The organism is Neobacillus drentensis (assembly GCF_036962765.1).
Taxonomy (GTDB): Bacteria; Bacillota; Bacilli; order Bacillales; family Cytobacillaceae; genus Neobacillus; species Neobacillus drentensis_C.
In genome coordinates, this window is record NZ_JBALOS010000003.1 from 22030 (window position 1) to 35385 (window position 13356).

The following is a 13356-nucleotide window of genomic DNA, read 5'->3' on the forward strand; positions in this document are numbered from 1 at the left end:
GATATTTAGTCCTTTTCCTTTAGTATTTCTGTTTGAAGTCGATCTAAATGGTCTTTCATTTTAAGATAATCATTGACTGCATTTACAGCTGTTAAAACGGCGAGTTTACTTGCGTCTAAATTTGGATTCTTAAAACTGATTTCGCGCATTTTATTGTCAACTAATGAAGCCACATGCCGGATGTGACTTGGACTTTCGGAACCCATAATAACGTATTGCTGTCCGTAAATATCTACGGTTGTTCTATTTTTTTGATTATTCGACAACGTCATGCCTCCATTCAGAGAATCCTACTCTATATCATAACATGAACCGTTATCTGTGGAAAAGTTAAAGCGTATTTTATATTTATTTAGAAATGTGGTGGTTGTAGTATGGGAAATGTTGTATTGAATCTGGAAATGAATAAAATAATGGAAATGAAGGGCTACTACGGGAAAAATTTAGTAGACAAAAACATTCCCGGAAGTGTGTTTGCCGCGAAAACGTCAGCCTGTATGATCACGGCTTATAAATCAGGCAAAGTATTATTCCAAGGGAACGATAGTGAAAGAGAGGCCAGTAAATGGGGCAATGCAAACGTGTCCCCGAACAAGCATGCCTCATCTTCTAAACCGAAGTCAACAGCAAAAGGCGATCTGCCTATTGGCATTAGTCAAATGTCAGTGATTGGTTCAGATGAAGTCGGTACGGGAGACTTTTTTGGACCGATTACGGTCGTAGCAGCTTACGTAAAAAAAGAAAATATTCCTTTGTTGAAAGAATTAGGGGTACGGGATTCGAAGGATTTAAACGATGAAAAGATTATTGCGATTGCTAAGGTCATTAAAGATATTATTCCCTTCAGTTTGATGACATTAAAAAACGAAAAGTATAATCAGGTCCAACAATCAGGAATGTCGCAAGGAAAAATGAAAGCCATCTTACATAACCAAGCCATCTTAAATGTCTTAGACAAAATTGCTCCTGAGAAACCGGAAGCGATTCTTATCGATCAGTTTGTTCAAGGCAGCACCTATTTTCAGCATATTAAAGGCCAAAAAGCGGTGGCCAAGGAAAATGTTTATTTTAGTACGAAAGCAGAGGGCATTCATTTGGCAGTTGCTGCAGCAAGTATTCTTGCCCGATATGCCTTTATCCAATATATTGATAAACTAAGCGGGTCTGCCGGCTTTAAGATTCCAAAAGGTGCCGGGGCACAGGTAGACGTGGCTGCAGCAAAGCTGATCATGAGCAAAGGACGTGACATCCTTCCGTCTTTTGTAAAGCTCCATTTTGCCAATACCGACAAAGCAATGGCCCTTGTTAATAAAAAACGAAATTGAAAGGTTTTTTTGGGCTTTTTGGAATAGATATATATAAACGATGTTTGGAGGGGTTTTCTGAGTGGCCAATCGACTAAGTGAAGAAGAGATTACTACCGCAGTTGCAGGATTAACAGGCTGGAAATTGGACGGAAAATTTATCGTGAAAAAGTACCGCTTTCGTGAGTTTTTACAGGGCGCGGCGTTCGTAAATGTCATTGCCCAGCTTTCAGAAGAAAAAAATCATCACCCCTTCATTGCGATTGACTATAAACTAGTGACACTTAGACTAACCTCATGGAACGCAGGAGGATTAACCGATTTAGATATCACATTAGCAAAGAACTATGACTCCATTTATGAAAAAATATAATTGAAAGTGATTTAAACGAGGTTGACATATGGGCAACCTCGTTTTTTTTATCGAAAATTTTACACTTTTTTATTTTTATCAGCACGAAAGTGGACTTTATCAGCGATACCGGACCATTTATCGGCGAAAAATTCAATATATCAGCGAAGCGGAAATTTCACTCAAAAAAAAAAAGCTAGCCCCGAAATCTATCTTCGAGCTAGCTTCTATTAATTAACCTCTCAGTACCGCGCCTGTTTTTTCCTCCAACGCTTCAAGCACTCGGTTATGAACCTTCGTTACTTCTTCATCCGTTAACGTACGTTCAGGATCAACATATTTAAGAGAGAACGCAATCGACTTTTTACCGGCCTCCATTTTGTCTCCCTCATATAAATCAAACACTTCCGCTTCCTTCAATAGTGGTGCACCTGCTGTTACGATAATATCTTTTAGGGTGCCTGACACCGTTTCTCTGTTTACCACAAGGGCAATGTCTCTTGTAATGGAAGGGAAGCGTGGAATGGCTTCATATTGTAATGCTGGTGTTTCTGCATCCAATACAGCTTTCAATGAAAGTTCGAATACATAGGTATCTTTTAAGTCGAGTTCTTTTTGGACAGTTGGGTGGACTTGACCGATAAAGCCGATTTTCTCACCATTTAGGAGTAATTCTGCTGTACGGCCAGGGTGCATTCCATCTACTTGTGCTTGAACAAATTGAACCTGTTCTAGCAATCCAAGTTTAGCAAACATTCCTTCTAGGATTCCTTTGATCACGAAGAAATCAACTGCTTTCTTCTCTCCTTGCCAAGGATGACTTGACCAAAGCCCTGTGATGGCTGCTGCTAAATGTTCTTTTTCCAATGGAAGAGCGTCTGTGCCACTTGCTAAGAATACAGCACCCGTTTCATACACACCTAAGCTATCGTTTTGGCGAGCACTGTTGTATTTTAATACTTCTAAAAGCTGTGGCATGATGCTTAAACGCAGGATGCTGCGTTCTTCACTCATCGGCATTGAAAGACGGATGGTGTCTCGCTTTTCAAGTGCGAATTGGGTTGCCTTTTCCTCGCTAGTAAGAGAATAGGTCACTGCTTGATACAGGCCAGCTCCTTCAAGGTATTGACGAACCACTCGACGCTTCTTCTGGTACTCAGACAATCTTCCAGGTGTGGTTGAACCAATTGGTAATGTTTTTGGGATATTGTCGTAACCGTAAAGACGAGCAACTTCCTCTAGTAAATCTTCTTCAATTTTTATATCGCCGCGGCGTGTTGGTGCCGTAACGGTGATGGTATCCTCTTCGATGCTAACAGCAAATTGGAGACGATCAAAGATTTCTTTCACATCATTCATGACAAGGTCTGTACCAATGACACGATTGATTTTTTCTAAAGTAATGGAAACAACTGCTGGCTCAACGGTTAGTGTGTCCGCTTCAGCTGCGCCCTCTAATACTTCACCGCCAGCGTATTTTGCCATCAAGTATGCAGCACGCTCTCCTGCGGCACGAACACGATTTGGATCGACACCTTTCTCAAAACGAGCACTCGCTTCACTTCTTAAACCATGGTCTTTGGAAGCTTTTCGGACTGTTGCCCCGTTAAAATAAGCAGATTCAAGTAATACAGTGGTTGTATCTGACGTTACCTCTGAATTGGCTCCCCCCATAACTCCGGCAAGGGCAACTGGTTCTGTTCCATTTGTGATAACGAGATGATCTGATGTAAGTGTCCGTTCTGTATCATCAAGTGTAACGAATTTCTCACCATCAGCTGCACGACGTACAAGGATTTCTTTTGAACCTAGGCGGTCAAAATCAAACGCATGAAGCGGCTGACCGTATTCAAGCAGAATATAGTTGGTAATATCAACAACATTATTGTGCGGACGAATTCCTGCTAACATTAAGCGTGTTTGCATCCAGAGCGGAGATGGTCCGATTTTTACATTTTTAACGATTTTTGCTACATATAATGGGTTATCTTCTTTAGCCTCAACCACGATTTTTACATAATCAGAAGCTTTTTCAGTTGTAGACTGAAGGTGAGTTTCAGGAAGTCTCACGTCTCGGCCAAGGATCGCCGCTACTTCATAGGCCACACCAAGCATGCTTAAACAATCAGCACGGTTTGGGGTCAAACTTAGCTCAAGAATTTCATCATCTCGATTTAACATACTAATCGCATCGACGCCCACTTCAGTATCTGCTGGAAAAACAAAGATTCCCTCGGAATACTCTTTCGGAACCACTTTTCCTTCGATCCCTAGCTCAGTAAGCGAACAAATCATCCCGTTTGATTCTTCGCCGCGTAGTTTCGCGCGCTTTATTTTAAAATTACCTGGCAGAACAGCCCCTACTGTTGCTACGGCAACTTTTTGCCCTTGGGCTACATTTGGAGCACCGCAAATGATTTGTACTGGTTGTTCCCCGCCTATATCAACAAGACACTTGCCTAATTTATCAGCATTCGGGTGCTGCTCACGTTCAAGGACATGACCAACTACTACACCTTGAATACCTTCATTAAGGATTTCGACTCCCTCAACCTCAATACCGCTTTTTGTAATTTTTTCAGCTAACTCGGCTGCTGTTACTCCAGTTAAATCGATATAGTCCTGGAGCCATTTATATGAAACGAACATGTCGTCATCCTCCTTTATTTATTCAACCTCAACAAGTTGAAGCATCAAGTTTACTCGTGTTTGGAAAATTGTTTTAAGAAACGAACATCATTTGTATAGAAATGTCTGATATCATCGACTCCGTACTTTAACATCGCAATCCGCTCTGGTCCCATACCGAAGGCAAAGCCAGTGTATTTTTTAGAATCGTATCCGGCCATTTCAAGAACATTCGGATGAACCATTCCTGCTCCGAGAATTTCGATCCAGCCGGTGCGCTTACAAACGCTGCAGCCATGGCCGCCACAAATTTTACAAGAAATGTCCATTTCAACAGACGGTTCTGTAAATGGGAAAAAGCTTGGGCGTAAACGAATTTCACGATCTTCCCCGAACATTTTTTTCGCAAAAACTTCTAATGTTCCTTTAAGGTCACTCATACGAATGTTTTCGCCTACAACAAGTCCTTCGATTTGCATAAATTGATGAGAGTGTGTCGCATCATCATTATCACGGCGGTACACTTTACCTGGGCAAATAATTTTAATTGGACCTTTGCCTTGGTTCTTTTCCATCGTCCGTGCTTGAACTGGTGATGTATGGGTACGAAGAAGGATTTCCTCTGTGATATAGAACGAGTCCTGCATATCGCGGGCTGGGTGTCCTTTCGGCAAATTAAGTGCTTCGAAGTTATAATAATCCTGCTCTACTTCAGGACCTTCTGCTACTTGATAACCCATGCCAATAAATAAATCTTCAATTTCTTCGATGATTTTTGTAAGCGGATGATGATTTCCAACATTTACCGGTCGGCCTGGAAGGGTTACATCGATGCTTTCAGAAGCTAGTTTTTCGAGGACCGCTGCCTCTTCTAACCCCTTCTGTTTTGCTTCCATTTTTACAGCAATCGCTTCACGGACCTCATTTGCTAATGCCCCCATAACTGGACGCTCTTCAGCAGAAAGTTTTCCCATTCCGCGCAGAACTTCGGTAATTGGACCCTTTTTTCCCAGGTAGGCAACACGGATGTCATTTAATTCTTTTAAGCTTACGGACTGTTCAATTTTTTGAATAGCCTCTTCCTGCAATTCCTTTAAACGTTCTTGCATGTCAATTCCTCCTTAATAGTTATCGGTGTCAGGCACCGGAAAAAACAAAAAAACCCCATCCCTGGAAAGGGACGAGGTTTATAGTTCGCGGTACCACCCTTGTAAACACGTTATGTAAAAACATTGTGTTCGCTTCATTCGGATAACGGCTTATGCCGGTGCATCTTTACACGAAAGCGGAAGCTGGACATTAATCTACTATCAAGCTATTGCTTATTATTGTGGTCCCGATGCCAACTCAGGAGGTGAACTTCTCTTAATATCGCCATAAAAGTGCTTTCAGTCACGGCACTTTCTCCCTAAATGGTCCTAAAAAAGATACTTTTCTCCGTCATCGTTATTAAATATTTCATATTGTTCATTATTATATATTATTTTTCCTCATAAGGTCAAACTAGTTTTCGTCTATTTTTTCAAATAATAAAGAAGGATTCCCGTTGCAACGGCTACATTTAAGGACTCACTCTTCCCATAAATCGGGATATAAAGGTTCGCTGTTGTACTCGCAAGTATATCTTTACCGACACCATTTCCTTCATTTCCAACAATCAAGGCGAAAGAATCTCCTGCGGAAATATCAGTATATGCAGATGCGCCTTCAAGTGCTGTACCGTAAACAGGAATATTTTTTTCGTGCAGTTTGTCCATCCATTCATGAAGGTCCCCTCTAATAATCGGAAGATGAAAATGGCTTCCTTGCGCAGACCTAATTACCTTTGAGTTATAAATATCGACACTACCACGTCCAACCACTACAGCGCCGATCCCTGCAGCATCAGCGGTGCGAATCATGGTTCCAAGATTTCCAGGGTCCTGAACCGCATCAATCATCAGGAACGTTTTTGCATCCCGAACCTCAGCAGCTGCGATCCGGCACACCGCATAAATTCCTTGCGGTGCTTCTGTATCTGATAATGAATTCGATATCTCCTCAGTGACTTGAGTTACTGGCGTGGAACCAGCATCCCAGCGTGAAGGCACGTCAACCTTTTCAGAAACGATGATTTCCAAAACTTGTTCGCCTTGTTTCAGAGCTTCCTCCACTAAATGAAAGCCTTCCACTAAAAATGTACCGGACTTATCCCGCTCTTTTTTCGTTAATAATTTTTTCCATTGTTTTACATTAGGATTATTGATTGATTCGATATACTTCAAAACCCGCTCTCCTTTTAAAATAACGATGATTTTTTTATTATAGCCTAACAAAAATACATAATAAAACCAAAAATAGAAAACATATTAAAAGAAAAGCGAAAGCGCCTTGCCCAGGGGCGACAAGCATAAGACAAGCACTGACAGAAGGCGCCGTTTGCCTTCCGAAGTGATTGGCTTATGCCTCGAGCCCTTAGGCGCTGTAGCTAGACAGTTCTCAAGGTTCAAAGTTTTAAACATATTTATTTATTGAAAAGGAGTGCATATACATGAATTTAAATTTACGAAATGCAATTGTTCACAATGTTGCCGGGAATACACAAGATCAATTGGAAGATACCATTGTTGATGCTATTCAAAATGGGGAAGAAAAAATGCTCCCAGGTCTCGGCGTCTTATTTGAAATCATTTGGAAAAATTCATCTGAGGAAGAAAAAAGAGAAATGCTCGCAACCCTTGAAAGTGGGTTAAAGTAATTATTTTTCCCTCTGGCGCTGTCAATCGATAGGTTGACAGCTTTTTTCTGTACATATGAGTTTTTTCTAGCAATTATATGAATTATTTTTCGAAAAGTCTTCCAATTTCCAGTAAACTGATTGAAAAAATGCACGTCTAGCATTGAGATAGGCCGTCTATCAGCGAATTTTATCGACCAATCAGTGAATTTCACCATTCAATCAGTGAATCCAAGAACTCCAAAAAAATCCCCGGCCAATTGACCGAGGATTCCAAATGCAATTTATTCAAACGTAATTTTATCAACCGTTTCACGATCTAATCGCTTGATGACTTCAACAATTAGCTTAACGGCATTTTCGTAATCATCACGATGGAGCATTGCGGCATGGGAATGGATATACCTTGTCGCAATCGTAATCGCCATTGCTGGTACCCCATTATGCGTTAAATGGATCGACCCTGCATCAGTACCGCCGCCCGGAATCGATTCGAATTGATAGGGAATGTTCAATTCATCAGCTGTATCGGTCACTAAATCACGCAGACCTTTATGGGCAACTAGGGAGGCATCATAAATGACTACTTGTGGTCCCTTGCCCATTTTACTCATAGCATCTCTTTCAGATACTCCCGGTGTATCCCCGGCAATACCTACATCTACAGCAAAGCCGATATCCGGGTTAATTTTTGCGGCTGCGGTCTTGGCACCACGTAAACCAACCTCTTCTTGGACATTTCCGACACCATAAACAACATTAGGATGGTCGACACCCTTTAGTTGCTTCAACACATCGATGGCAATGGCACAGCCAATTCGGTTATCCCAAGCTTTAGCTAATAACATCTTTTCATTGTTCATCACAGTAAATTCGAAATATGGGACAACCATATCGCCTGGACGAACGCCCCACTCCTTGGCTTCCTCACGGCTTGAAGCTCCAATATCAATAAACATTTCTTTAATTTCAACAGGTTTCTTACGAGCCTCAGCTGACAGAATATGCGGTGGCTTAGAACCGATAATCCCGGTTACATCTCCCTTTCTCGTTACGATCGTCACGCGCTGGGCCAGCATAACCTGCCCCCACCAACCGCCAACCGGTTGAAAACGAAGGAAACCTTTGTCATCGATTTGCGTAATCATAAAGCCAACTTCATCTAAGTGACCCGCGACCATAATTTTCGGGCCGCCTTCTTTACCTACTTTTTTAGCAATCAAGCTGCCAAGTCCATCGGTTGTGAGTTCATCTGCAAACGGTTCTATGTATTTTTTCATGACCTCTCGAACTTCACGCTCATTGCCAGGAATCCCTTTGGCATCTGTTAACTCTTTTAGCATCGTCAAGGTTTCATCTAGTTTTGCCATTATTAAACCCCCTTATCTGTTTGTTTGACCTTCATTATACAGAAAATAGAGGTAAATTCCCAATTTTTTCTGCTAATAGTTATTCTGCTGTCTTAAATAATTTACTTCGTTTTTGTGGAAATATGCTCTTTCTATTTCTTCATTTGTAAATCCGAGTAAGGAAGCTAAACATAAATAGGATGCAAATAACTTCCGATAATCATCCAAACTTCTGCTCTTTTGAAAAATAAGGATCCTGTCGTACAAAAATAGAAACTGCTCTGTCACATTGAAAGATGCCTGATCTTCATTCAAAACCGTTTGCTCCGTATCATATCCACATTCGATTCCAAGCGATAAAATAAAATGTACTCCATCCACAAATTCCTCTAGTATGACTTCTTTAGCTGATGATGGCTTGACGCTCCAAAATTTAAAACTGCGCGTTTCATTGGCTAATTCGCCGATTTCTACAAGCAAGGCAAGGACCTTTCTGTCAAATAAATCTTCGTCCTGCAGATTGTGCTTATCTTCAATATGGGTATCCAATGCTTTTTGCATCTGAAAGAGTTTTTCTAATTGCATGATTACCGTCACTCCCTATGGAAAAATTAATTTAGTATGCCCCATTCTAAAATTCAGTTGATAAACCCTATTAACAAATTACCGCCTAAAAATCCGGTTTTTAAAGAAGAACCTTTAATAAAAGTCCTAGTTCGAACACAGCAAGGACCGGAAAACCAATTTTAAATGATGTATGCTTTGTTTTATGTCGATACAACTGCATCCCCGCTGTCGCTCCGACCGCGCCTCCACATAATGCCACAAGCCATAAAGTCCGCTCACGGATTCGGTATTCATGCTTTCTAGCCCGCTTCTTATCCTCCCACATAATCACAAGTCCAGCAATATTCATGATTACATAGATTACTAACCATATTTTCATCTACCGTTTCCCCCCTTATAGAAAAGGCCATTCTCATCAAAGAGAATGGCCTTTAAAATATGTCTAGCATCAACGCCTAGGGGCGCCTCCGCTTTTCTTATTACTTGTTAATGTTTTGTTTTGCAACGTTTGCTAATTCAGCAAATGCGTTTGCATCACTTACTGCTAATTCAGCAAGCATCTTGCGGTTTACTTCGATACCAGCAAGCTTTAAGCCATGCATTAAACGGCTGTAAGAAAGACCGTTCATACGAGCAGCTGCATTGATACGAGTAATCCAAAGTTTGCGGAAGTCGCGTTTTTTCTGACGACGATCGCGGAAAGCATACATTAAAGATTTCATAACTTGTTGGTTAGCAACTTTATATAATGTATGTTTTGAACCGAAATAACCTTTTGCTAATTTAAGAACTTTTTTACGACGTTTGCGCGTAACTGTACCGCCTTTTACACGTGGCATTTAATTTCCCTCCAATATATAAATCGAACACATATTTTTTACTTCATGTAAGTTAATAATTGACGAATGCGTTTGAAATCACCTTTAGAAACAAGTGATGCTTTGCGAAGCTTACGCTTTGCTTTAGTAGATTTGTTAGCAAATAAGTGGCTTGTATAAGCGTGATCACGTTTTAATTTACCTGAACCAGTCTTCTTAAAACGCTTTGCAGCGCCACGGTGAGTTTTCATTTTTGGCATTGGGATATCCTCCTTATTACTTGTCGGTTTTAGGTGCTAAAACTAGGAACATGCTTCGACCATCCATTTTTGGATGTGATTCAATCGTTGCAACTTCCTTGCACGCCTCTGAAAAACGGTCTAACACACGTTGACCAATTTCTTTATGGGTAATCGCCCGGCCCTTGAAACGGATTGAAGCTTTTACCTTGTCGCCTTTTTCTAAGAACTTAATTGCATTGCGTAACTTTGTATTAAAGTCATGCTCATCAATTGTCGGGCTGAGACGAACTTCTTTAGTAGTGATGATTTTTTGATTCTTACGAGCTTCTTTTTCTTTCTTTTGCTGCTCGAATTTAAATTTGCCATAGTCCATAATTCTGCCGACTGGAGGCTTTGCATTTGGTGCTACAAGTACCAAATCAAGGTTCACTCTTCCGGCAATCTCCAAGGCTTCAGTTTTGGTTTTAATCCCCAACTGTTCGCCATTTTGATCGATTAGGCGAATTTCGCGAGCGCGAATGCCCTCATTTAACAACATGTCTTTGCTAATAATTAGCCACCTCCAAGGTTTTATCACGAATACAACGTCTTGGTTAAGAAAATCATAACAAGCCCTTTCAAACCTTAACGTGTGACGCTTCAATGAATGAACAGGTATAAAACTTTTTAGCAGTGCTATCCAATGCACAAACAAAAAAGTGCGGATGAATACACCCACACTTTACAGAACATAAGTAATGAAACCAAAAAGTTCAAGTAAAACCTGCCAACTGCCAATTGCGTCAACCAGGTGAGAAGCGGGTGCTTCTTCTTTCCCAAAAACAAGTATTCAATTTTTCACCTTAGTAAATATAACATAAGCAAAGATATAATGTCAAACGAACTATTTACTTTGACAACGAAATTTATTTTAGCAAGAAACTAATAATTATTCAATAGTTTTTTTCAAACAAAAAGAGAGGCATGCCTCTCTCTTTACCATTATCCTCTTTTTACTTCAGCAGCCAACTCAGTGATAAACTCTGAGAATGGCTTTGTTTCTGAGTTTTGTTCTCCATATTTGCGGACATTGACAGCCTGATTTTCGACTTCTTTATCCCCAACAACAAGCATATATGGAATTTTTTGCATTTGTGCTTCACGGATTTTATACCCGATTTTTTCATCACGGCCATCCAATTCGACACGAATACCTTCATTTTGAAGCTGTTCTTGAACTTGCTTCGCATAATCATAATGGACACCAGGAGAAACTGGAATGACCTGCACCTGTACCGGAGCGAGCCAAGTAGGGAAAGCACCTTTGTATTCTTCAATTAAGAAGGCAACAAAACGTTCCATTGTGGATACAACACCACGGTGGATAACGACTGGACGATGCGGTTTGCCGTCCTCACCAACATATGTTAAATCAAAACGTTCTGGTAATAAGAAGTCCAACTGAACAGTGGAAAGTGTTTCTTCCTTCCCTAAAGCTGTCTTCACTTGAACATCAAGCTTAGGACCATAGAAGGCCGCTTCTCCTTCTGCCTCATAGTAGTTAAGTCCAAGATCATCCATGGCATCCTTCAGCATACTTTGTGCTTTTTCCCACATTGCGTCATCATCAAAATACTTTTCAGTATCTTGCGGGTCACGGTAAGAAAGACGGAAGGAATAGTCCTTAATATCAAAGTCTTTGTATACTGCTAAAACGAGGTTCACAACCCGTTTGAATTCATCTTTAATTTGGTCAGGACGAACAAAGATATGTGCATCATTTAAAGTCATTCCACGAACACGCTGTAGTCCTGAAAGTGCACCTGACATTTCATAACGATGCATTGTTCCAAGTTCTGCGATTCGAATCGGCAGCTCACGGTAGCTGTGGATGCTGTTTTTGTATACCATCATGTGATGCGGACAGTTCATCGGACGAAGAACTAATTGCTCGTTATCCATATCCATTACTGGGAACATATCTTCCTGGTAATGATCCCAGTGACCTGAAGTCTTATATAAATCGACACTTCCCATAATTGGAGTGTATACATGGTCATAACCTAGACGTTGTTCTTTATCAACAATGTAACGTTCAACCACCCGGCGGATAGTTGCACCCTTTGGAAGCCATAACGGTAATCCTTGACCTACCAATTGATTACTAGTGAAAAGGTTCAATTCTTTCCCAATTTTACGGTGGTCGCGCTCTTTTGCTTCTTCAAGTAAGCGAAGATGTTCAGCTAAGTCTTCTTTCTTGAAGAAGGCTGTTCCGTAAACACGCTGCAGCATTTTATTTTTGCTGTCCCCGCGCCAATAAGCACCAGCAATACTCAATAACTTAAATTCTTTGATTTTACCTGTTGATGGGACATGGACTCCGCGGCATAGGTCAAAAAAGTCACTTTGTTCGTAGATAGTCACTGTTTCCTCATCAGGAATCGCTTCAATTAGTTCCAGCTTATACGGGTCACCAGCTTCTTTAAAAAGCTGTACAGCCTCTGCACGGCTTACTTCCTTGCGAACAATTTCAATATTTTCATTGACGATTCTGGCCATTTCTTTTTCAATCTTTGGCAGATCTTCTGGTGTTAATGATTCTTCAAGGTCCATATCATAATAAAATCCACCTTCGATAACAGGTCCTACACCTAAATTCACTCCAGGATAAAGTCTTCTTACAGCCTGGGCCATCAAATGCGCAGTACTGTGACGTAAAATCTCTAATGCATCATTGGAATCTGGGACGACGATTTCTATTGAACCGTCTTCATTAATTGGACGGCGAAGATCATACAATTGACCGTTCCATTTGCCGGCAATCGCCTTTTTCTTTAGGCCCGGGCTGATAGATGCGGCAATATCTTCCGTTGTTGTTCCTTGTGGGAACTCCTTTACTGCCCCATCTGGAAACGAAATCTTAACAACGTCTGACATGGTAATTCCTCCTTTGTAATTAAGCGTTTTCGGGTCTTTTTTGCCCAGAAAATTCGCTTTTGAAAAAATAAAAAAACCCGTCCCTGGAAAAGGGACGAGTTTTGATAAACACGTGGTTCCACCCAATTTTTCATTTCCAAATGATGACACATTGAAAATGACTTTGGTCTGTTAACGGTCGAGTGCCGTCAACAATTACTTACTTCATGAAAATATGAAGTGTTCACTGTTGAAGTTTAAAGGTGGTAAGTATTATTTTCGTGTTAGGAGGCTTTCAGCCATGTCCTCCCTCTCTAGAAACCGTAAAAAATACTGTTATCCTTATCATTACTTTTGCTATGAATATTATTGTGTCTAGCTCCAGCGCTTAGGGGCTCGAGGTCATAAGCCAATCCGTCGAGAAGGTTAAAAAACAACCTTCCCGCCGGCTCGTCTTATGCTTGTCGCCCCTAGGAAAAAATGAA

General features: G+C 40.8%; 14 protein-coding genes and 3 other annotated features. Of the genes, 3 read left to right on the plus strand and 11 right to left on the minus strand.

What is annotated here, in order from left to right; genetic code table 11:
- Positions 1–5: 5 nt before the first annotated feature.
- Positions 6–266 carry a cell division protein ZapA gene (gene zapA / locus V7137_RS01405; RefSeq protein WP_335696416.1) on the minus strand — a complete coding sequence of 87 codons (261 nt, stop codon included), beginning with the start codon at positions 264–266 and terminating at the stop codon, positions 6–8.
- A gap of 108 nt (positions 267–374) precedes the next feature.
- Between zapA and rnhC the strand changes: the two genes are divergently transcribed.
- Positions 375–1325, plus strand: a complete 951-nt coding sequence (rnhC, locus tag V7137_RS01410) for a ribonuclease HIII (protein WP_335696417.1) — start codon at positions 375–377, stop codon at positions 1323–1325.
- Positions 1326–1386: 61 nt separating this feature from the next.
- A complete protein-coding gene (locus tag V7137_RS01415) occupies positions 1387–1677 on the plus strand; it encodes a 4a-hydroxytetrahydrobiopterin dehydratase (protein WP_335696418.1) in 291 nt (96 codons plus the stop codon).
- A 213-nt stretch (positions 1678–1890) separates the two neighbouring features.
- Here the strand turns inward: V7137_RS01415 and pheT are convergent, their stop codons facing one another.
- From pheT to V7137_RS01430, 3 genes are all read right to left on the minus strand, one after another.
- Positions 1891–4305, minus strand: coding sequence for a phenylalanine--tRNA ligase subunit beta (gene pheT, locus V7137_RS01420; RefSeq protein WP_335696419.1), 2415 nt, complete (start codon positions 4303–4305; stop codon positions 1891–1893).
- Positions 4306–4355: 50 nt separating this feature from the next.
- Complete coding sequence (pheS, locus tag V7137_RS01425) at positions 4356–5393, minus strand: phenylalanine--tRNA ligase subunit alpha (protein WP_335696420.1); 1038 nt, start codon at positions 5391–5393, stop codon at positions 4356–4358.
- 64 nt (positions 5394–5457) lie between these two features.
- Positions 5458–5737: a binding site (T-box leader), on the minus strand.
- Positions 5738–5798: 61 nt separating this feature from the next.
- Positions 5799–6548, minus strand: a complete 750-nt coding sequence (locus V7137_RS01430) for a TrmH family RNA methyltransferase (RefSeq protein WP_335696421.1) — start codon at positions 6546–6548, stop codon at positions 5799–5801.
- Between the two features lie 266 nt (positions 6549–6814).
- Here V7137_RS01430 and sspI point away from each other — a divergent pair, with 266 nt between their 5' ends.
- Positions 6815–7021 carry a small acid-soluble spore protein SspI gene (gene sspI / locus V7137_RS01435; protein WP_335696422.1) on the plus strand — a complete coding sequence of 69 codons (207 nt, stop codon included), beginning with the start codon at positions 6815–6817 and terminating at the stop codon, positions 7019–7021.
- 263 nt (positions 7022–7284) lie between these two features.
- On the opposite strand, the gene V7137_RS01440 is transcribed toward sspI, so the two are convergent.
- From V7137_RS01440 to thrS, 7 genes are all read right to left on the minus strand, one after another.
- Positions 7285–8370 carry a M42 family metallopeptidase gene (locus tag V7137_RS01440; RefSeq protein ID WP_218347880.1) on the minus strand — a complete coding sequence of 362 codons (1086 nt, stop codon included), beginning with the start codon at positions 8368–8370 and terminating at the stop codon, positions 7285–7287.
- 72 nt (positions 8371–8442) lie between these two features.
- Positions 8443–8934, minus strand: coding sequence for a dUTP diphosphatase (locus V7137_RS01445; RefSeq protein WP_335696423.1), 492 nt, complete (start codon positions 8932–8934; stop codon positions 8443–8445).
- 100 nt (positions 8935–9034) lie between these two features.
- A complete protein-coding gene (locus V7137_RS01450; protein ID WP_335696424.1) occupies positions 9035–9295 on the minus strand; it encodes a DUF1294 domain-containing protein in 261 nt (86 codons plus the stop codon).
- Between the two features lie 100 nt (positions 9296–9395).
- Positions 9396–9755, minus strand: a complete 360-nt coding sequence (gene rplT / locus V7137_RS01455) for a 50S ribosomal protein L20 (protein ID WP_026563363.1) — start codon at positions 9753–9755, stop codon at positions 9396–9398.
- Between the two features lie 38 nt (positions 9756–9793).
- Positions 9794–9994 carry a 50S ribosomal protein L35 gene (gene rpmI, locus V7137_RS01460; protein WP_026563362.1) on the minus strand — a complete coding sequence of 67 codons (201 nt, stop codon included), beginning with the start codon at positions 9992–9994 and terminating at the stop codon, positions 9794–9796.
- A 16-nt stretch (positions 9995–10010) separates the two neighbouring features.
- A complete protein-coding gene (gene infC, locus V7137_RS01465; RefSeq protein ID WP_142333006.1) occupies positions 10011–10514 on the minus strand; it encodes a translation initiation factor IF-3 in 504 nt (167 codons plus the stop codon).
- 148 nt (positions 10515–10662) lie between these two features.
- Positions 10663–10795: a sequence feature (ribosomal protein L20 leader region), on the minus strand.
- A gap of 162 nt (positions 10796–10957) precedes the next feature.
- Positions 10958–12892, minus strand: coding sequence for a threonine--tRNA ligase (gene thrS / locus V7137_RS01470; RefSeq protein WP_335696425.1), 1935 nt, complete (start codon positions 12890–12892; stop codon positions 10958–10960).
- Between the two features lie 87 nt (positions 12893–12979).
- Positions 12980–13229, minus strand: a binding site (T-box leader).
- Between the last annotated feature and the right edge of the window lie 127 nt (positions 13230–13356).